The organism is Luteibacter anthropi (assembly GCF_011759365.1).
Classification (GTDB): Bacteria; Pseudomonadota; Gammaproteobacteria; order Xanthomonadales; family Rhodanobacteraceae; genus Luteibacter; species Luteibacter anthropi.
Map to the genome: position 1 here is coordinate 150,948 of NZ_JAARLZ010000001.1, position 19,101 is coordinate 170,048.

Consider the following 19,101-nt stretch of genomic DNA (forward strand, 5'->3'; position numbering starts at 1 on the left):
GGCGCGCTCCTACAGGGGTTTCGCGATCAGCTGGATTTGCGGAGCCAGCCGCCGCCGTAGCGACGTATCCAGTCGGGTGTTTGTGCGGGCAACGGATTGCTGTCCAGGCAGATAAAGCCCCTTCGCCGCTCGATGCAGGCGATATCGTCGAAGGCCACCACCATCGCATCGCCCGTCTCGATCAACGTCAGTCTGCGCTGGGACCAGTCCACGTCGTGGAGCATGCCGCGACATTTCCGTGTGCTGTTTCTCCGGTGGCGGAGAAATGACGCCACCACGTGGTGACCGATGCAAAGCCGGGTCAGGCGAGCTTCAAGCGCTGCCACTGCGGTGCTGGAGAAATGGCGGATAGCCAGCACGCCATCGAAAGGCACCTCGGTCTGCCGGTGCTCATTCATGCCATGGGAAGGCAACGGGTTGGGATAGTCGAACCGTAGGACGCGGCTTCGCGCGTCAACCGCGTCGACCATCCCCAGGACATGTGTTCCGCCAGTGCACCACAGTTTGACATGGTGGCCTCTTTCGATACCTCGAAAAGGCGTGTCTTCGCCCATCGTATGGTGCATGCGGCGTTCCTGGCAAAAGGCGAACTGTCGGCAGGAGGCCAGCATGTGTCTGTCGGATACATCGCCAAAATCGGTTTTTCGGACTAGTCCTATGGTTGTTTTGTGACGGGAGTCGCGGACACTGGATTTATGGCTTATTTGTCTGTCGGTACCTTGTACGTTTCTTTGCTGGCCTGGTCGCGCGCGAGGCGCGCTCCTACACAAGATGCTCTGTAGGAGCGCGCCTCGCGCGCGACCGGTTCTCACCGTATATATCGATCAGGCGTCGACGGAGAGAACCTCAACCACGTAATGATCCCGGCCGTCCTCGTCCACCTCGACGATAAGGCCATGCACGTCGGATTCGAAGCCTGGAAACTGCTGGTTCTGCTCGCGCGCGAGCTGAAGCGATTCAAGGATGGCGTGGTTCGTACCGCCATAACGCTCGCCAGGCATGATCGTGGGGATACCGGGCGGATAAGGCACGATCATCGTGGCCGCAATGCGGCCGTCGAGTGCATCGATATCCACGCGCTCAACCTTGCCCTGGACAAGACGGTCATAGGCCTCCGCCGGCGTAACGACGGGCTCGGGAAGTTCGGTGTACATCTCGCTCATGATCCGGGCGACATCATGGGTGACGTTGAAGCGGTGCAACGCATCGCAAAGATCACGCAGGCCGACGTCCTCGTACACTTCCGGATAAGCATCCACCAGCGACGGCAAGGCATTACGCAATGATTCATTGCGATCGTAAAGACCCTTGAACGACAACAGCTCAGTGGCCAGCGTGCTCCACTTGCCCTTGGTCACGCCCATGGAGAACAGGCACAGGAAGGAATAGAGATTGGTCTTCTCGACGGTGATGCCGCGCTCCCACAGGAACTTGGTCACCACGGCGGCGGGGATGCCGCCCTCTTCGGTCGACTTGCCATGCATGTCCAGGCCAGGCGTCAGCACGGTGACCTTGATCGGGTCGATCATCACGTAGTCGTTGGGCAGGTCGCCGAAACCGTGCCAGGCCGCACCGGATGCCAGCGACCAGTCCTTCTGCGCCGTGGTCACCGGGCCGATGGTGTCGAGATCTTTTTCCAGCTGGCTGCGCAATGCATCCGGCTGCCATACCTGGAACCACCACTCCTCGCGCGACAGCTCGCGCTCGATATGCAGCATGGCCCGGCGGAAGGCGATGGCCTCGTCATGGGTCTCCTGTACCAGCGAACGACCCGCCTTGCCTTCCATCATCTTCGAGGCGATGTCGCAGGAAGCGATGATGCCGTAGTGCGGCGACGTGGACGTGTGCATCATGAACGCTTCGTTGAAGCGCTCGGCATCAAGGCTGTGCTCGCGACCGTCGCGCGCGTGGATCATCGATGCCTGCGAAAACGCCGCCAGCAGCTTGTGCGTGGACTGCGTGGCGAACATCACGGCGTCCTGCGTCCGCTCCTTGCCCTTGCCCATCGCATAGTGGTTTTCATACAGCTCGTGGAACGCTGCATAGCCATACCAGGCTTCGTCGAAATGCAGGTAATCCACGGCAGAGCCGATACGCTCGGCAATGGACTCGGCGTTGTAGCACAGGCCATCGTAGGTAGAGTTTGTGACCGTGGCGATGCGCACCTTCGCACCGTCCATATGGGCCTTGCTCGCCAAGGGGTGTGCTGCGACACGTGCGGCCATATCGGCCGGGTCGAACTGGTCGAGGCTGATCGGGCCGATGATGCCGTGGGCATTACGGCTCGGACGGAAGTAAACCGGGACACCGCCGGTCATGATGATCGAGTGCAGCAGCGACTTGTGGCAGTTACGGTCCACGAATACCACGTCGCCACGGGCCACGACGCCATGCCATACGATCTTGTTCGACGTGGATGTTCCGTTGGTGACGAAAAAAGTATGGTCGGCGCCGAAGTTGCGGGCGGCTTCCTGCTCCGCCGTCTTGATGGGGCCGCTGTGGTCCAGCAATGAGCCCAGCTCCGGTACGGAAATGGAAAGATCGCTGCGCAAGGTGTTTTCGCCGAAGAACTGGTGAAGCGCACGACCCACCGCCGACTTGGTGAAGGCGATGCCGCCGGCATGACCCGGCGTATGCCAGCTGTAGTTCGAGCGCGAGGAATGGATCAGAAGCCCCTTGAAGAAAGGCGGAAGCAGACGCTCCATGTAATCGTCGGCGGCGCGCATGATCTGCCGCGCAATAAACGCCTTGGTATCTTCGTAAAGATAGATGAACCCGTGCACGCGCCCCAGCAGCTTCGTCGGCACCTGCTCGATGGTGCGCCGTTCACCGTAGAGGAACACCGGAAGGTCGCCACGACGGGCATCCTGCTCGTCCAGGAACTGGTACAGGTCGTCGAACTGGGACGGCCCCTCTTCCGTGCCGTCGATGGAGATCAACACGGCCGACGCGGCCGTGTAGGTACGACCGGCTGCATGCGCATCGGCCATGTTAAGGCCCGTGAGCACACGCTGGTTATGCGTGGCGATCTCTTCGGCCAGCGCGCGGATCAGGATGCCGTTGATGCGCGGCGAGTTGAAGTCGTCGTCGATGATGACGATCGGGTAATCCAGCGAATTGAAATACATGGCTCAGCTCCGGGCGGACGGGGATGCGATCTTCTGGGAGAGCGTCTTCTTGCGCCGTTCCTCGCTGAAGAACGGGTAGAACACGGTGATGAAGAGCATGAACAGGAAGGCCCAGGTAACGAGCTGGCCTTCGGTGCCGAAGATGGCCCACAGGCAGTAGCAGACCACGATACTGGTCAGCACCCAGTACACGCCCACATGCACCGTGCTATGGCTCTGCTCCACGACGAAGTAGCAGGCCACGCAGGAATAGATATACGGCAGCAGGGTCAGCACCACGGCCGCCGACGTCACCAGGCCGAACTGCGCCGATGCCGACGGCGAGGTGGCCGTGGCCAGTACCACGAGCGACATCAGCACGCCCACGATGATCAGGCCCTTCACGGGCGTGCCGTCCTTGTTGGTGCGGCTGAACACGGCCGGGAACAGGCCGTCGTCACCCGCCGCCTTGGCCGACAGCGCCGTCAGCAGGATCCAGCCGCCCAGCGAACCGGCCGCGCCCAGCGTGGCGCACAGGCTGACGATGCCGCCACCGACCTGGCCGATGGCGACCTGCGCCGCCAGGGCAAACGGCGCATCGGCCACCTGGAGCTGGTCGTTGGGCACCATGCCCATGATCACCGCCGAACTGGCGATATATACGACGGCAGCAAGCGCCACGCCCGCGAGCGTCGCGATGGCGACATTCTTTTCGGGATTGCGCACCACACCGGCGGACACCGATGCCGACTCCACGCCGATGAATGCCCAAAGTGTCAACGATGCCGAACTGGAGATGGCCTGGAAATCGCTCTTGCCAGAGACGTTGTAGGCTGCCGTGAATACGTCAGACTTGAACCAGAACCAGCCCAGCAATGCCACGCCGAAAAGCGGTATCAGCGCAAACGACGTGGTGATCGACTGGATGCGCGTCACCACATGCGCACCGGCGATGTTCGCAAACGTGAACAGCCAGATCAGGCCCACCACCGCCAGGGTACGTATCCAGGGATTCGCCAATGCGGGAATGAAGTAGCTGAAATACCCCACGGCCGCGATGGGAAGCGCCACGTTGCCGATCCAGTTCGCAAACCAGTAGATGGTGTTGGTCTGGAAGCCCATGTAAGGCCCGAAGGCATCACGTGCGTAGGCGTAAGGGCCACCTTCCTTCGGCGCCAGTTTGCCGAGCTTGGCGAAAACAAACGCCAGCAACAGGGAACCCAGCGTGGTCACCGTCCAGCCCCACATCGATACCGAACCCAGCTTGGCCAGGTTGCCGGGCAGCAGGAACGCCCCCGACCCCATCATGTTGCCTGCCACGAGAAACGTGGCTGCCACCACGCCTATCTTTTTGTCGCCAGCCGCCATGGGATGCTCCTGTTATTTGATGAAGCTGTACTGCACCGATCCTTGCAGCCGGGTATCGTTGGCCCGGCTGCCATTGCGTTGCTCAAGCGTGCCGTGGAGCAGTTCCATGCCCATCGTCCAGGTGGGTGTCGGGCTCCAGATCATGTTCAATGCCGCGTAGTCGGTCATGGCGAACGCGGTATCGTCGTTGAGGTGATTGGACGGTACGCGCGCCTGCCCGTAGACCAGGTTCGAGCGCCACTGCTGCGACCAGTAATGGGTGTATGCGCCATACCAGCCCCAGGCCTTGCGGGCATGCAGGCGCCCGGCATCGTCCACCGTGGCATCGAGCCGGCTGCCGCTGGTGTCGGAGAGATAGCGGGCGATGCCCTTGCCATAGACGCCGCTGATCATCAGCAGGTCCTTGTCGATCAGGGCAAAGGTGCCGCTGAGGGCCACGCCCCAGCCCGTGGCGTAACCATCGGACTTGCCGTCCGTATAACCCAGCCTGCGCAACAGCATGCCGGCCTGCACATGGCCCCAGTCGCGCTCGCGACGCAGGGCGACCACCAGGTCCGGCACCCGCGTCGCCCCCTTCATGTCCGCCCGCGTTACCGTGGATGCCACCTCGGACTGCGGCCGCTCGCCCGAGATCGTGAGGCTGTTGCCTTCTCCAAACGGGAACGCCTGGTGGATGCCCGGCTGCAGGACGAACATCTGCCCGCCCGGACCCGCGAAGTCGAGCGTGTCCGGCAGCGCATCCGCATCCATGAAGGCGGAATAGCCATAGCCCGCATAGGTATTGCCGATCTGCCCATACGCGTGACGCAGGTGGAACTGGTAGCTGTTGGCATCGCCACCGTAGAAGTCGTTTTCGAGATAGAAGCGCAGGCTGCCGTATTCCGTGGGCCGGCGCGCCTCGAAGGTGAAGCGGGTCTGACGCGCGTGCATGTTGAAATGCTCGTGGTCGCGCGAGGTGCTTCCCGCGGGAAACGCCCCGGGGATGAACTGCTCGTCGTTGCCGGCATCGTGGTTGTCGGCAATGGCATCCAGTTTCGCGTACCCGCCGATGCGGATCTTCGTTTCGGTACCCGGCACGTCGAAAAACCCCTTGAGCTCGGGGTCCGTGGGCGGGGGGGCATTATTGACACGCGAGGCACCGGCGCCCTGGTCAGCGACCGAGTTCTGTGAGGGAAGACGTGACGCGGGCACACCGACCGCCGTCGCCGTGGATACCTTTTCTGCCGGGGTCGTCGCCACGATGGGCTGGCTGCCGGGAACGGCCCCGGCTGGAGGAACCGAGGCCGGTGCCGCCTTCTGTACCTGCGCGGTCTCTACCGCGTCCAGCCGTTCACCCATGCGCTTGACCACGTCACGCAAGGCATCCACCTCGGCGCGCAGCTGTGCGTTCTCTTTGCGCAGCTGCGCCTCACCGCTGTCCTGCGCCTGGGCCCCCATGGCGAAACACGCCATGCCCGCCGCGAGGGCAAGCCATCGAATCCGTTTCATGTACCGGATGCCTCCTTTCCCACCCATGGAAATACGCCGCCCGCGTATAAGAACGCGGTGCCTGCCTCGACGAAATATAGGAGCCTTCAGCCCACCCTACCCGCTCATTTGCGGCAAGGTTGTGACAGCTCTCACAGTAGCCTGGCCGTCGCACGGCGATGGTAGTGGCGCAGCCGCAAGGGCCCTCCTTTTGTCCGGGCGGTGCGACACCGGACCGCAAGCAATCACCTCCTCTGTAGGAGCGCGCCTGCGCGCGACCAGTGTTTGCGATATCACCGGTCGCGCGCACGCGCGCTCCTACAGAAAACAAAAAGGGCGGTGGATTGCTCCACCGCCCTTTTCTTTACAGCATGCCCTGCAACGGCTTACCAGCCGATGCTGAGCTCCAGGTGCTCGGGCTGCGTGCTCTGCAGCGACGAGCTGTGGTTGGCCACGTCATCGTAGGAGAAGCCGTAGGCATTCCCACCGATGTTGTGCTTGTGCCAGAACTTGGCGTAGTAGTTCGTCGGCGCCTGCAGGTAGTACTGCGTGTCGTCGTTCCACTTCGTTACGTCTTCCATCACGTGGCGGTTGAACGCACCCGCCATCTGGGCTTCCAGCTGCTCCACGATGCCCCACGGATCGGTACCGTCGGCGAGATGGCCTTCGCCGCCGAACACGTCCACGGAGGCAGGCTTCTTGATCTGGTAGAGCCTGCCCTGCTCCTCACCCGGCTGCTGGGTATCGGCCCAGTTGGTGTGGGTCAGGGTCAGCACGCCGTCGATCACCTTGCCATCGAACTGCATGGCACCCATGGTCATGTGCAGGTTGTTGGTCGTGTAGTACTGCCACACTTCGTCGATGTACGGATCGAAGTAGTGGGCCTGCGAACCACTGGCCTGGAATGCATCGTCGTTCGGAGCCGGGATGCGCAGCGAGCTGTCGCCGAGGTTCGGAATCTGGAATTCGGGGCCGACTTCCTGATTGTACTCGGTGAAGATCTGCGAACGCGTCTCCGTGATGCCTGCGGTCTGGTGCGTGGTCTTGTTGTCGCCGTACAGATCGACCACCAACGGGAACGAGAACTGGTCGACCTGGGTGGTGTTGATCCACATGCCGTTGTCGGCCCAGGTGTACTCATACCAGTCGTAGTAGGTGTTGATGTTCGGATCGGTGGCGTTGGTCAGGCTCGGACCCGCAAAGCCGACGGTTCCATCCGCCGCGACGTTGTTGGCCATGTACAGCGGTTCGCCGAACGAGATGAAGATACGGCCCGCGAACGACTTCGGCAGCTTGAGCAGCTTGGTCTGCGCCAGCGTGAACGCATAGTTCGGGTACGGATTTCCATTCTTGGTCAGGTGGCCCGTGGCGGTGTTGTCGGCCACGGTGATCGGCGCGATGTCACCGTTGGGATCGATCCAGGCGTACTGCTGGGTTGCCGGATCCTTCGCGATCACTTCGACGTAGATCTGGTCGTCGCTCCACTTGCCATTGGTCGTGTTGCGCAGCTGCACGCCGACGAAACCCGGATAGATGTCGTAGTTGAAACCTTCCGGCGGATCATTGTTCGCACTACTGCCACCGTTGCCGGTGCCGCTGGTACCCGTACCGCCCGTGCCCGTACCGGTGCCCTGGTTGCCCGAGCCCTGTGCCGCTGCCACGCTTAGTACGGCCGCATTGCTGGTTACGCTCTGGCCAAGGCCATTGGTCACCACCACGTCGTAGCTACCCGCGTCCGTCGTGGCCACCACCTTGGTGTAGGTGGCCTGGGTCGCACCCGGGATGTTCACGCCGTTGAAGCGCCACTGGTAGGTGGGCTGGCCGGAGGCCTTGACGCTGACCGTGAAGGTCGCCGTCTGGCCGGCCGTGAGGGCCTGCGCGGAAGGCTGCGACACGAACTGCGGGGTCACCGGCTGGTACACCTCGAATTCCCACAGCGATACACCGTAGCCCACCGTATTCTTCGCCAGGCTGTGCATGCGCACGTAACGTGCGGTCTGCGCCGGGAAATCCACGCGTTCCACGCCGCCCTGGCCGGTGAACGGCTGGGCCGTCACAGGCTGCCAGTCGGTGCCGTTGCCAGTGTTGGACACCTCGATGTTGTGCGACGTCGAGTAGGCATTCTCCCAGCGCAGGATCACGTGGTCGAAGGTCTGCTGCGAACCTAGGTCGAGTGCAATCCAGGCTTCCGGATCGAACGACGAACCCCAGCGGGTGGTGAAGTCGCCATCGACCGCATTGCCCGGGCCGAGGTAGGTGTCGTTCTCGTTCTTCAGCGAGGTAGCCGACGCATGCAGCGCAACGTTGACGCCGTTCTGGCCGTCACCCGGCGTACCCGGATTGTCCGAGTTGCCGCCGTTGTTGCCCTGATTGCCACCGGTGTTCTGCGGAGGGGTTTCCCACGGCGGCAGGTCGAAGCCGCTGGTGGAGTTGTCCACCGTCAGCTGCACGACGTTGCTCAGCGTGGCGATACCCTGTGCGTTGGTGACCTTCACCTGGTACTGCGCCGTGTTGTCGGCCGCGGTCAGGGCCGGCGTCGCGTAGGTGCCGTCATAGGTCACCGACACGGAGTCGCCGTTCTTGAACCACTCGTAGGTCATCTGACCGGTGCCGGTGGCCGCCACGGCGAAGTGCGCCGAACGACCCACGCCGGCGGTCTGGGCCACGAGCGGTGCCGAGATCAGCGGTGCCGGAAGTGCCGTCGCCGAACCCGAGACGCAGATGGCGCTACCGGGATAGTTTTCGGCAAGCTGCGGCGTGACATCACCGGATCGACTCACCATCAGTGCCTTGTCGGCATCGCCCGGATCATTGTCGGTGGTCCAGGTAGACCAGTCCTGCGGGAAGGCATTGGTGGACAGGTTCTTGCCGCTGATGGCCAGTGCTTCGGCAGCGGATGGCAGGCGTGCATTCACCTGGGCGCAGTCGTCGGCCGCCTTGGAACGCTTGTACTGCGCACCTTCGTCGGCCAGGCTGCGTTCGTGACGCTCCCAGGTCAGGCCGCTGAGCGTGTCGGTGACGTGGTTATCGTCCTGGACGATGTATCTTGACGGCGCATCGCAGCAACTGGGCGTGTTGAACACCTCGAACTCATACATCGAGTAGCCGTAGTTGGTACCACGCTTCACGCCCTGCATGCGGACATAACGACCGCTGACCGGGTGGGGGAAGCTCAGGTCATCCGTGCCGCCCGTACCGGTCGAGTTCTCCAGTACATCGGTGAAACCCGTGTCCTTGTCGTTCGACACCTGGATCTTGTAGTCGGCGCCATAAGCCGCTTCCCACTTGATCACCACGTGATCGAATGTCTGCACGGCACCCAGGTCCACTTCGAACCATGCGGCATCCGTCTTGGCCGGATCGGAATCCTGCTCCGATGCCCAGCGCGTGGTGTCATCGCCATCGACGGCATAGGAGGACGGCGTACCGTTCGCATCCTGCACGCCACTGGCATAGGTCACCTTCTCACGCGCCAGATTGGCGCCCGGGGGAGCCAGGGTCAGCTGTGCCGTATTACTGGTGGCAGCCGAAGCACTACCCAGGATATTGGTCACGATGACCTGGTAGCCGCCCACGTCGGTCTGGCTGACGGCGGGAATGGTGAGCGTCGGCGAATCCGTACCGACAGCCAGGGTCCCGTGCATCCACTGGTAGTGGAACGGCGAGGAGCCGGCCACGTTTGCGGTGAACGAGGCAGACTGGCCGAGGTTCGCGCGGACATCACCCAGCGAGGCGGTGAAAACCGGCGGACGAGCCGCATTCACGGTCAGCGCCACCGGGCCCGACGTAGCGGGAGCCACCGGGTTGTCCACTTCGACCGAGAAATTGCCTGCATCCGAGGCTTGCACCGCCGCAATGTCGTACGACGGACCATCTGCACCGACGATCTGCGTTCCGTTGTGGAACCACTTGTAACTCAGCTTCGGCGAACCACCGGCGGCCACCTGGAAGTGCGCTGGCTGGCCGGCATCCACCGTCACGGCCTGTAACGGCTGGGTGATGGTCACGGCCTGCGCCGCGAACACGTGCAGCGTGGCAGGTGCCGAGTCCGGCGTGTCGCCCAGGCTGTTGTGCGCGGACACCGTATAGGTCGAACCATCGTCACCCTGTACGGTAGCCGGCGTGTCGTAGGCCGACGTGGTCGCACCATCGATCACCACACCGTTCTTCTTCCAGGTGAAGGTCATCGGCTGGGCACCGGAGACGGCGGCTTCGAAATGCCCACTGCTTCCCACGGTGACCGAATCATCCTGTGGAGTGGCGATCAGCGAAGGCGGCCCCAGCGGCGTCGACGGCTGCTGCACCGGCGAAATCTGGAACGTCGCCGAGCCGGCCGTCATGCCCGTCGCAGTGGCGGTGACCGTCACCTGGCCTGGCGTGAACTTCGTGCGCAGCGCGATCTTCTGCAGGCCGCCCTCGAACTTCAGTTCATGATCGCCTGGCGAGTGGTAACCGTGGATCGGTTCCTGCGAACCATCGAAGTTCGTGGTCGAACCGGCGGACCAGTCCACCAGCTGCTGCGTACCGCCCTGGTAGGTCACCAGCGAGTCGCCGCTGGTGACGGTAAAGGTCACGTTGACGTCACCCTCGACCGGCACGAGCACGTTGTTGGCATCGAGCACGCGGGCTTCGATGAACGCGGCGTCGGAGCCGTTCGCGGTCACGGCGAAGGAGCTGCCATCCGGCTTCGTCAATGCCACGTCGGGCACCACGGTGAGCAGGATGTGGTCCGGCTTGCCGGCCGTGTTCAGCACATCCTCTACCGGCTGGTTATTGGCGTCCTGCACCACGTTGCCGTCGGTGCCGATGCACTGCAGCTTGGCGGTACCGGACTGCCAGGTCACGTCCCAGTGCACCTGCTGGGGCAGCTTGGTGGTGGCGGCGGCCTGGGCCACGTTCTGCATCTTGCCCGTGGTCTCGCTGGGACCGTTCGGATCGCCCGCATTGCCGTTGACGAGGTTATAAGAAGCCTGGTCGATGCTGGTCCAGTCGTTCGGCTGCTGGTCGGTGCCCTGCTGCACATCGTTGATGAGCAGGCGGGCGGCCGGGCAGTTGGTGAAGCCGCTGACGCGGATGTCACCCGACCGGTTCCAGGTGTTGGCGAGCTTCACGACCGGCTGCAGCTGGAACGGAGTCCAGAGGGCATCGTATGCGTAGTAGATCAGCTTCGGGAAACGATTCTGGTCGACCATGGAATCGCCCAGCGAACGCACGTTGTGGGCGAAGTTCTTGATCTGCGTGCCATCGGGATACTGCGCGATAGGCTGGTTCGGATCGCCGTTCACATGCTGGTAGGTCCAGTGCGTCGAGTCTTCCGTGCCTTCGTCGAAATTGCCGGTTTCACCCGGGGTATCCGCGAAGTACCACTGGGACATGCCGAAGGTACCTACGCTTCGCGCCTGCGAGTACGGCACCATGTAGTTCAGCAACATCGCCAGCTGCGCGTCGTAGGCCTGGCGCTGGGAACCGATACCCCAGTACTCGGCGCCCCAGACGGGCAGGTTCTTGAAGGCACCAGCCTTCATGGAGGTCTCGCAGCCGGCCTTGCTGCAACTGAACAGGTCACCGTTGATGATGGGCTGGCCCGTCGTGGGATCGGTTGCTCCGCTACGATCCGACGCTGCCCTGGGAGCGATGTTGTCCCACTTCGCGGCCAGGGCACGCAGCTCCAGCGCGAACGAGTTCAGGATCGCACCGTTGTCGGTTTCCCATGCAAGGATCGATGGGTGGCTGCGATCGCGGATCACCATGTCGCGATGCACTTCGCGCTTGACGTTGCGCATGTACAGGCACTGCGACACGGCGGTGGCGTCGCCCTTGGACGCGCACTCCTTGTCGAAGCCGCCTTCGCCGTCACCGCTGGGCTGGATGATGAATACACCCAGGGCATCGGCCGCCTCGACGAACTCGGGGCTCGACGACGAATGGCCAGGCCGCCACATGTCACCGCCACCGGCGGCGAACAGCTGCAGGTCGCGCCATTGTTGTTCTTCCGGCACGGACGAGCCGAGCGCCGGGTAATCGTAGCGGCCCGAAGCGCCATCGGCGCGGAAGCGCTCGCCGTTGACGTAGGGATAGCTCTTGTCCCAGGTGATCATGCGGATGCCCAGAGGGCTCTGCTTGGCATCCACGATGGCGCCGTCGATGCTGACGGTGTGGAACACCTTGTACATGTACGGACGCGGACGGCCGGTGTCGCCAGGCCGCGCCACGTTGTGCAGGCTGCCGTTCGGCCACCACAGGTGCAGGTCGGCGCCCGACACCGTCAGGTGCTGGTCGAACACCGGCGCGACGTCATTTGGTGCCTGGTGCGGAGCCAGCTCCTGCTGCTTCTGGTCGCTGGCCACCACCTTGCCGTTCTCGTCCACGATCTGCGTGGTGAGCGTGACGGTCTTCGGTACGTCCGTGTCGTTGACGACGTTGGTCTGTACGTCGATCACGGCCGACTGGTTGTTCGCACCCAGGCTCTGGGTGCCGACGTAGGTACCCCAGGTGTTCTGGCCTTCGTACACGTTCTCCGGAATGTGCACGAGGTTGGTCACGTGCAGCTTCACCGGACGGAAGATACCCGCCTCGGACTGGCCGAAGCGAAAGGCACCGCCGAAGCCCGGGTCCTGGAAGATGTCACCACCATCGCGCTCGACCTTGACCGCGATGACGTCCGTGCCGTCGTAACGCAGGTATGGGGTCAGGTCCACGATATGCGGAATGAATCCGTATACATGGGTGGCGTTGGCATTGGGCTGGTTCGGCTGGTTGAGCGTGCCGGTACCCGGGATGAACTGCCCGTTGACGTAGACACGGTCGCCCGTGTGCGCGCCTTCGAACTCGATCATCACTTTCTTGCCACGGTACGACGCCGAGTCGGTCAGCACCTTGCGGTACCAGCTCAGGCTACCGTCGAGGCTGCCCTGGCCGCCACCGGATTCCTGGTTGATGAAGGTGGTGAAGTCGTTGGCCGCATGCGGCAGGCCCACCACTTCCCACTGGGAATCGTCATAGGACGGATTCGCGCCGTCGTCGCCGTTCGGCACGGCGGCATGACCCGACTGGTTGATGTACTGCTTGATGTACTTCCACGGCGTGGCGCCGATGTTGATGTCCTGGCGATCCGAAGGCGCGAGTGTCACGGCGTGGGCCGTGACCGTCGCACCAAGGAGCGCCATGGCGATGAAGGCGGATAGCCTTCCTCGCCCCGGGCTGCCCGGTGGTGACGCGGGGTGACTCTTCATGGGGTGTACGTTCCCTGGTTGAAGTCGCGGTGAGGACAACTCCCGCCCCAGGTCCGGGCATGGCCGGAGGCCGTTGCAATCACCGTCGATGTCGCCGACGGTGCACAGCGGTGATTCCCCTGTTTGCGCGTCGAAGCACTCCCACCGTGTCGGGTGGACGAGGGCATCGGGACGATGTCGCGGGGGAGCGTATGGATGCGTTCATCCACCGGCATACCCTATTCAGGGGTGTACGCCCTTGATCGCCTGCTCCACGATGCCGTTCCATGAACCGGCCCGCACAACGCGTGGTGCCGACAGGTTTATCCAAGACGACCGGACCACCTGCCACGATATTTCGAGCGCTGGACTAACCCTCAGGAACTTGCATGGGCGCACAAGTGCGTATCGCCGCCAGTGACTGGCGCTGCTGACCGTCGCGGTCGAAATTCCTCTCGGACAGCCATTGGACGAATCCATCGCGCAACGCAGGCCATTCGCCGTCGATCACCGAAAACCACGCCGTGTCCCTGCTGCGTCCCTTGTAGACGCTCGCTTGCCGGAAGATGCCCTCGAACATGAAGCCAAGTCGTAACGCTGCCTCGCGCGAGGGCGCGTTGAGGCTGTCGCACTTCCATTCGTAACGGCGATACCCCAGTTCATCGAACACGTAGCTCATGAGCAGATACTGCGCTTCGGTGGATATGGGCGTGCGCTTCAGCCGGGGCGAGAACACCACATGACCTACTTCGATCACACCATTGCCCGGATCGATGCGCATCAGTGACATCGTGCCTACGGCTGCCCCCGTGCGCTGGTCCACCACGGCGTAATGCAACGGATCGCTGCTGGCTGCCGCATCGCGCACGTAGCCTGCGAAGGCGGCTTCGCTGGTAAACGGCCCCACCGGCAGATAGGTCCAGCCCGAGGCATCCGGTGCCATCGCGTGGGCATTCCACAGCTCGGAAGCGTGGCGCTCCGCTTCCAGGGGCTCCAGCCGGCAGAAGCGCCCTTCCAGGCTGACGCGGGCGGGTCGGGTACGCGGGCGCCAGTCCGGCAGGGCGATGCCAACCGGTTGGCCGAGGGAATTAAGGGTGTCTGCCATGTCGTTCTCCGGAGAAGGGCTCGACAGCAAGGCTAGGCTTTCGTGGCTCTTCCGGTAGTGCCACATGCTGGCACTATGATGGAGCCACACTGCAGGATCGCCATGCCCATGCCACCCCATGCCGATGACGCCGCCTGGTCCGACTTCCTCGCCGGATCGCCGCCCCTGCGCCGCGATGGTGCATCCCTGCAAGGTCAGCTGCTGCGCCACTTGCGCGCGGGCATCCTCGACGGCCGGCTGCCTGCGGGCAGCCGACTGCCCGGCTCGCGTGCGCTGGCGGATGCCGTAGGCGTATCGCGCAATACCGTCACGGCTGTCTACGAACTGCTGGGAGCCGAAGGGTTCATCGCTGCCGGCCGCCAGGGCACCCGCGTCGCCGCCCTGCCCCGTTTGCGAACATCACCTGCCGACGTCCGCGTGGCGCGGGCGCCGGTGCTGTCGGAGCGCGCCATGCGCATCCCTCGTCGTGCCGCTACGGCAGACGATACGCTGGCCTTCCGGCCTGGCGTCCCTGCCCTGGATCACTTTCCGGCAGGAACCTGGAAGCGTTGCATGGACAAGGCCATGGCAGCCCATGGCGACACGTTGCTGGGCCACGGCGATCCTTTCGGCGAACCGGCGCTTCGTGCCGCTGTGTTGCGGCATCTCACCCTCTCGCGTGGCGTACGGGCGACGCCGGAGCAGGTCGTCATCACCACTGGCGCGCAGGAGGCCCTTGGCCTTTGCGTGCGCCTGCTGGCCGATGCCGGAGATGCGGGGTGGATCGAGGACCCGGGTTATCGCGGTGCACAGCAGGCCTTCGCCGCGGGTGCACTGGACGTCACGGCCTGTCCGGTGGACGACGCTGGCATCGTCATCGCAGACGAAGCATGGCAGGCACGTTCGCCGAAGCTGGTCTACACCACGCCATCGCACCAGTATCCGCTCGGTTCGGTGCTTTCCGCGGCACGTCGGCTGGCCTTGATAGAGAAGGCTACCTCGCACGGCACATGGATCATCGAGGATGACTACGACAGCGAGTTCCGCCGCTCGGGCGAATCCATCGGTGCCATGCAGGGCATGCTCCCGGACGCGCCGGTGCTCTATGTCGGCACCTTCAGCAAGACACTGTTCCCTGCATTGCGGATGGGTTTCATGATACTGCCCGAGGCCTTGCGCCCCGTGATGGCGCCTGTGCTGGCCGAACTATTGCGTGGGGGGCGACGCGTGGAACAGCTGGCCCTGGCAGACTTCATCCACGGCGGCGGCTTCGGTCGCCACCTCTCCGCCATGCGCCGGCTCTACCGTCAGCGCCGGGATGCATTGCAGGAGGCCCTGGCGACGCAGCTGTCCGTGCCACACCGGATCACCGGTGGCGACAGCGGCATGCACCTGAGCCTTCACCTGCCGGCTCATGTCCCCGACCGCCGGCTGGCCTTCATGGCGCGGGAACACGGCATGGCGCCCGAGCCCTTGTCCGCCTTCGCGTCCTCAGCGCATCCCACATGCAACGGGCTCGTACTCGGCTATGGAAATACCGATGCCTCACGGATGAAAGCACTAGTGCGCAGCCTTGCAACGCTCATCGAACGAGCGGTCACGCGCTAGGGAGGCAGCGCTTATCGCGCTGCCTCCTGGCGGTGTCGTCAGGCCTTCGACTTGCCACCGAAGTGATAGTCGAACTGGATCCACCATTGCCGCCCGTAGATGTCGTAGATGCTGGACGGATAGTTGGGCCATCCCTGCGTGCGATCCACGGGCATGCGATTGGCGATGTTGTTGATGACGAGAGAGACGGATGCCTCCTTGTTCAACTGGTAGGCCACGCTCGTATTGAACAACGTGTACGGCGCCCGGTAACCCAGCTGGTTTCCGTACGGGATTCTTCCGTAACGGATGCCGTTGACCGTGGCCGACCAGTCGTTGCGATGCCAGCTCAGTGCCGCATTGACCTTGCTGCGCCATTCGGTCTGGTAGGCGGGGCTCAGGTAGTCCTGTATCGCATCGCCACCGAACTGCTCGTACTTGTGGCTGAACACCGTCGTGTAATCGAGCTTCAGGGCGAACAGGCCGAAGCGGTCACCGCCCCAGCGGATGTTTGAACTTGCATCCAGTCCGCTGGTGTGTTCGTTGGAAGCGTTGATCGGATTGACGTCCACGCTCGTCACGCCATTGGCATTCACCAGTGCATTGGCTGCAACACGGTGGACACGGGCAATGGCATCACTGCAAAGCGAGGACTGCGGGTCCACCGGTGTACCCGACAGGGTCTGGCCGGCAAGGCAGTCGGCATCGGTTCGCAGCAGCTGGTCCATGCTGAGGTTCGTCACCTCGTCGGTGATGGCGATATGGTAGTAATCGACCGACAGATCGAAGTTCCTGCTGGGCGACCACACTACGCCATAGGTGAAGGAGCGGGCCGTCTCCGGCTTCAGTTTGCTGTTGCCGCTCTGGGTGTAGTTGATGTTGTAGGTCTGGTCGCAGCTTCCGTACGGCTGGTTGCCGAGGCGGCACAGGTAATAATCGGTCTGCCCGGGGTTATAGCCCAGCGTGGCATTGGAGAAGATGTAGTTCATGTCCGGCGCACGGAAGCTGGTGGCGTAGTTGCCACGAATCAGCAGGCTTTCCACGGGTCGGTATTCCAGGCCCACGTTGAAGGTGGGCTTGCTGATCCTGTTGCCGGCGAAGTGGAAGACGTCGTAGCGCGCGGCACCCGACACCGTCAGTGACGACAGCACGGGCGCATTGAATTCCACGCCTACGGCCTGGTTGCGCCGGGTGCCCCCGGACGAATCGGCGGTACCCGTGTTCCAGAAGTAGCCCTGGTCGATACGTGGATCCGGGTGCTGGTGGTAGCCCTGGTCGCCCAGCTCCGCAATCGCCGCTACGCCAAAATCACCGCCGGGCAGTGTGAATGGGGTGCCGTTTACCGCGAGGCTGGCGGTCTGCGTCCATGAACTGTTCTTGCTCGTGCTGGATGCCGCGAGGCTTTCGTACTGCGCTGCTGATAACGGACTATAGAAGTTGGCCAGGTTCGGCGCATAGGAGGGAAACGTCGTGCCATCGACAACGTGGCTGCCTACCTGCTGGCCGAGAAAGTACGTATCCACGCTATTGAGGAAGCGTTGCCGCGTCTGGTCGCTGCTGTAATGGGAGTACGTGTAGTTGGCATCGTAGTGCCAGTCGCTGCTGCCGAAGTCACCCCGGGCACCCACCGACGCCGTGAACGAGCGCTCCAGATAGGTGCGGTCGTACCCTTGCAGGCCGATGCCTTCGTCCGGGGCAAGGACGCGCGTGAGGTTTTCCAGGCGCTGGGTCTGGGTATCCCAGAACGGACCTGCGACGGACGAACTGGACCAGCTGGGCGGCCCGATCAGGTGGCTGGTGACACGGGTGTCGTCGGCCAGGAAGTCGCCATAGAGCGAGGTGTGGTCATTGATCTTGTACTGCAGGCTGGCAAAACCGGAGGCCTGCTTCTTGGCCGCTCCCAGCGTGCCGACGTTGTAGTACCGGTCGCTCCCGCAGTACGTGCCAGGGCGCTTCGGATTATTGCTGGTATCCAGGCCGACGCTGCCGCCCATCAGGCCGCCGAGGCCCTGGCATGCGCCATCGGGTGGCGCGAGATAACGCCCGGATATCGGATCGCGAATGGTCGCCACGCCCGGTACGGAGGTGGTGGGGTCAATCGCATTACGCGTGTAGGACGAACTCAGGTGCCGGTCGCCGAACTCCAGCGGCTGGGTGTTGTTCAATTCAAGCCCGGCAACACCGGTCAGCTTGCCCGCATCGATACCCTGGGTGAGCTGGAGGCGCTGGTTGGCGCCACCGCCACCTTGTGTTCCGCCCGCACGTACCTTGATGTCGGTGCCGTCGTAGTGCTGCTTCAGGATCACGTTGACGACGCCGGCGATGGCGTCCGAACCATAGATTGCCGACGCACCCGCATCGGTCACTTCGATGCGCTCGATGGATTCGGAGGGAATATTGGCGAGGTTGACCGCATTGACGCGGCCATCGTAAGCCACCGGATACTCCGCCAGGCGATGACCGTTGACCAGCACCAGGGTGTGGTTGGCACCAAGGTTGCGCAGGTTGAGGAAGTTGCCCGCCGGCGTGAAGGTGCTGCCGAAATCCTGACCCTGCACCTGTCCGGTGTTCTGCGTGAGCTGCGACAGGGCATCGAAGGCATTGCGATAACCACGGGCGTCGATTTCATCGGCCGTGATGGTGGTAACGGGCGATGCGCCTTCCAGTTCGGTGCGTGGAATGCGCGAACCGGTAACCACCACTTCCTGCAACTGCCGCGGCGAATCCTTGCCATCGCCGGGCGCTGACGAAGGTGCGGCGTCGGACGTCGGTACCGTCGCCGTCTGTGCCCATGCCGGCATCGCCAGCATGATGCCGACGGCGAGGGCCGTTCGTTGGAAAACCCGGGTAGCGCGAGTGGAAGTAAAGCCTGGACTGGACATGGGAGGGCAAATCCTGGGTTCGGCAACCCGTCCCGGCATCAGGGCCAGGATTTCAGGGTGCAAGGTGATCGACAGCGTGCGCTGTCAGTGGGCATGGGAGGTGGAGCAGGAATCAGGCTGTGGGGACAGCCGTACGTAACGACCCGATCAACAACAGTGCGCGACGCCACGACAACAAGCGTCGCAGGTAGCGATTTTCAGGCACTGGATGTTCATAGCCATTCGTGGTCGTGAAGAGGTGGGGGAACAGGCACGGATCATCATTCGTGATGTCCGGCACGATCATTCTCTTCATCTATTTTTCATGGTGTCAATAAAGTTCCGCAGCGCACTTGCGGAACATGGACCAACGTGGCGGCCCGGAGCAGGAAATCACGAAAGTCGCGCCGCAGGAC

Annotated in this window: 8 protein-coding genes; 1 reads left to right on the forward strand and 7 read right to left on the reverse strand. The window is 63.1% G+C overall.

Features of this window, described 5'->3' with window-relative positions:
* Nucleotides 1-26: 26 nt before the first annotated feature.
* From HBF25_RS00630 to HBF25_RS00655, 6 genes are all read right to left on the reverse strand, one after another.
* The gene (locus tag HBF25_RS00630) at nucleotides 27-566 is read right to left on the reverse strand and encodes a hypothetical protein (protein WP_166945586.1); all 540 of its coding nucleotides are present in this window, start codon (nucleotides 564-566) and stop codon (nucleotides 27-29) included.
* 258 nt (nucleotides 567-824) lie between these two features.
* Nucleotides 825-3,128, reverse strand: a complete 2,304-nt coding sequence (locus HBF25_RS00635; RefSeq protein WP_166945588.1) for an Orn/Lys/Arg family decarboxylase — start codon at nucleotides 3,126-3,128, stop codon at nucleotides 825-827.
* A gap of 3 nt (nucleotides 3,129-3,131) precedes the next feature.
* On the reverse strand, nucleotides 3,132-4,475 hold the full coding sequence (gene adiC / locus HBF25_RS00640; RefSeq protein WP_166945590.1) for an arginine/agmatine antiporter: 1,344 nt from the start codon (nucleotides 4,473-4,475) through the stop codon (nucleotides 3,132-3,134).
* A 12-nt stretch (nucleotides 4,476-4,487) separates the two neighbouring features.
* Nucleotides 4,488-5,963: a DcaP family trimeric outer membrane transporter gene (locus tag HBF25_RS00645; RefSeq protein WP_166945592.1), complete on the reverse strand. Its 1,476-nt coding sequence runs from the start codon at nucleotides 5,961-5,963 to the stop codon at nucleotides 4,488-4,490.
* A gap of 365 nt (nucleotides 5,964-6,328) precedes the next feature.
* Nucleotides 6,329-13,174, reverse strand: a complete 6,846-nt coding sequence (locus tag HBF25_RS00650) for a beta-1,3-glucanase family protein (RefSeq protein WP_166945594.1) — start codon at nucleotides 13,172-13,174, stop codon at nucleotides 6,329-6,331.
* Nucleotides 13,175-13,523: 349 nt separating this feature from the next.
* Complete coding sequence (locus HBF25_RS00655) at nucleotides 13,524-14,258, reverse strand: GNAT family N-acetyltransferase (RefSeq protein ID WP_166945596.1); 735 nt, start codon at nucleotides 14,256-14,258, stop codon at nucleotides 13,524-13,526.
* Nucleotides 14,259-14,360: 102 nt separating this feature from the next.
* Between HBF25_RS00655 and pdxR the strand changes: the two genes are divergently transcribed.
* A complete protein-coding gene (gene pdxR, locus HBF25_RS00660; RefSeq protein WP_166945598.1) occupies nucleotides 14,361-15,845 on the forward strand; it encodes a MocR-like pyridoxine biosynthesis transcription factor PdxR in 1,485 nt (494 codons plus the stop codon).
* Nucleotides 15,846-15,883: 38 nt separating this feature from the next.
* Here the strand turns inward: pdxR and HBF25_RS00665 are convergent, their stop codons facing one another.
* A complete protein-coding gene (locus tag HBF25_RS00665) occupies nucleotides 15,884-18,706 on the reverse strand; it encodes a TonB-dependent receptor plug domain-containing protein (RefSeq protein WP_166945600.1) in 2,823 nt (940 codons plus the stop codon).
* Between the last annotated feature and the right edge of the window lie 395 nt (nucleotides 18,707-19,101).

Bases quoted from the DNA above. Each gene is read 5' to 3' on its own strand.
- HBF25_RS00645 (WP_166945592.1), bottom strand. From the start codon at position 5,963: ATGAAACGGATTCGATGGCTTGCCCTCGCGGCGGGCATGGCGTGTTTC.
- HBF25_RS00655 (WP_166945596.1), bottom strand. From the start codon at position 14,258: ATGGCAGACACCCTTAATTCCCTCGGCCAACCGGTTGGCATCGCCCTG.
- adiC (WP_166945590.1), bottom strand. From the start codon at position 4,475: ATGGCGGCTGGCGACAAAAAGATAGGCGTGGTGGCAGCCACGTTTCTC.
- HBF25_RS00635 (WP_166945588.1), bottom strand. From the start codon at position 3,128: ATGTATTTCAATTCGCTGGATTACCCGATCGTCATCATCGACGACGAC.
- pdxR (WP_166945598.1), top strand. From the start codon at position 14,361: ATGCCCATGCCACCCCATGCCGATGACGCCGCCTGGTCCGACTTCCTC.
- HBF25_RS00630 (WP_166945586.1), bottom strand. From the start codon at position 566: ATGCACCATACGATGGGCGAAGACACGCCTTTTCGAGGTATCGAAAGA.
- HBF25_RS00650 (WP_166945594.1), bottom strand. From the start codon at position 13,174: ATGAAGAGTCACCCCGCGTCACCACCGGGCAGCCCGGGGCGAGGAAGG.
- HBF25_RS00665 (WP_166945600.1), bottom strand. From the start codon at position 18,706: ATGTCCAGTCCAGGCTTTACTTCCACTCGCGCTACCCGGGTTTTCCAA.